The sequence below is a fragment of the Pseudomonas floridensis genome, assembly GCF_002087235.1.
GTDB lineage: Bacteria > Pseudomonadota > Gammaproteobacteria > Pseudomonadales > Pseudomonadaceae > Aquipseudomonas > Aquipseudomonas floridensis.
Window position 1 is genome coordinate 1 of the sequence record NZ_MUIO01000236.1, and the last position, 1,682, is coordinate 1,682.

Here is a 1,682-nt window from a genome sequence, read left to right on the forward strand (position 1 = left end):
GTTCCTGCTGTTCTTCGCTGTCCATGGTCAACTCGCCGGTCTTCGGATCGAGGAACTCCAGTTGCCATGAAATCAGCGCAAGACAACTTTTGACGGTTGCCAGTGTTTCCTGTGACAGTCCGATGATCGGATCGGCACTGTCGAGCAGGTCGCGCAGTTGCCGGGAGAAGTCCGCCACACACGGTACGGAAGCGTTATCGGCCTTGTCGGTCAGCGTGAGCAACGATGCCAGCAGGCAACGAATGGCATCTTCATCGGCGCCAATCAACTCAAGGTGTGACAGGCACTCTTCCGATTTATACAGAAGCGCCTGCGACTCGGTCAGAAACTGGTCACGCTTTTCGTGCCAATCGTTACTGCTCAGCATCCTTTATCTCCACGCATCATGGATAGCGAACTCGCGCCCGCCGCGAATGGCTGACAGTTAATGTCGATTTCATCTGAAAGTCTGTAGGGCGTTTCGGAATGTATCTCAGCGATGTCGTATTGATATGCAACTTGACTGACGCGTACTGATCCGACCCTGCCGCCAGTGCGTAAAAAACGCTCTGCTTCGTCTGCAATGACCACCCGTTTGAGCAGAACCGCGGTCGCTACGGGGCCGGTCGATTGCAAGGACTGGAAAGCGAACACAAGCCTGACTCCCTTCGTGCAATGAGAATGGCGTCACAATAGTGGCAATAAGATACCGATCATATCAGGCTTTCCCCGATAGACATTCAGGGGTGCCCCTAGGGTCGAGAGGATCGATCCTGTGTGGCGGGGGGCTGGCCGTGCACGAGTTCGCTGTCGTGCAAGACACATTTTGAAATGAGACATCAGTAAAGCATGATGTTAATGTGATATCAATTCCTGAAATTGGCCTTTCATCGCCATTAAGGTCCGGCTTTTTCAGCCGATACACGTTAAGCAGACTCACCGTGACCCACGCTTCAGGAGCTAAAATGGCTGGCATTCTCGACACAGTAGATCAACGCACACAGCTGGTGGGCGAGAATCGCCTGGAAATCCTCATGTTTCGCCTTGCCGGTCGGCAATTGTTCGCGATCAACGTGTTCAAGGTCCAGGAAGTCCTGCAGCTCCCAAAGCTGACCCTTATGCCCCAGCGCCACTCCTTTGTCTGCGGTGTCGTCAACCTGCGTGGCCAGACGCTGCCGGTGATCGATCTGTCCCAGGCCATTGGCATGCGCCCGCTGGTTCCAGGTCCGGGCAGTACCATCATCGTCACCGAGTACAATCGCTCGGTTCAGGCGTTTCTGGTTGGCGGTGTGGATCGCATCGTCAACATGAATTGGGATGCGATCATGCCGCCACCGGCCAGCGCAGGTCGTCAGCATTACCTCACGGCGATCAGCAAGGTCGATGACCAGTTAGTGGAAATCATCGACGTGGAAAAAGTGCTGGCCGAAATCGTGCCGTACAACGCCAAGGTGTCTCGCGAGAAGCTGGAAGACCCGGTGCTGGAAGGCGCCAACGGTCGCGAAGTGCTGCTGGTCGACGACTCCAAGGTCGCGCTCGCGCAGTTGCGTGACACCCTCTCGCAACTGGGGCTGAAGCTGCACGTGGCCAGCGACGGTCTCAAGGCGCTGAACATGCTCAAGGGCTGGGCCGACGCCGGCGAAGACGTGCACAAGAAGCTGCTGATGGTCTTCACCGATGCTGAGATGCCGGAGATGGATGGC

The 1,682-nt window shown here is 56.1% G+C and carries 2 protein-coding genes; one reads left to right on the forward strand and one right to left on the reverse strand.

The window, feature by feature from the left end:
• Window positions 1-367, reverse strand: a 367-nt coding sequence (locus tag BZK31_RS28560) for a hypothetical protein (protein WP_083186479.1), incomplete at its 3' end; no start/stop codon positions are given.
• Window positions 368-944: 577 nt separating this feature from the next.
• Here BZK31_RS28560 and BZK31_RS28565 point away from each other — a divergent pair.
• On the forward strand, window positions 945-1,682 hold a 738-nt coding region (locus BZK31_RS28565; protein ID WP_083186480.1), incomplete at its 3' end, for a chemotaxis protein.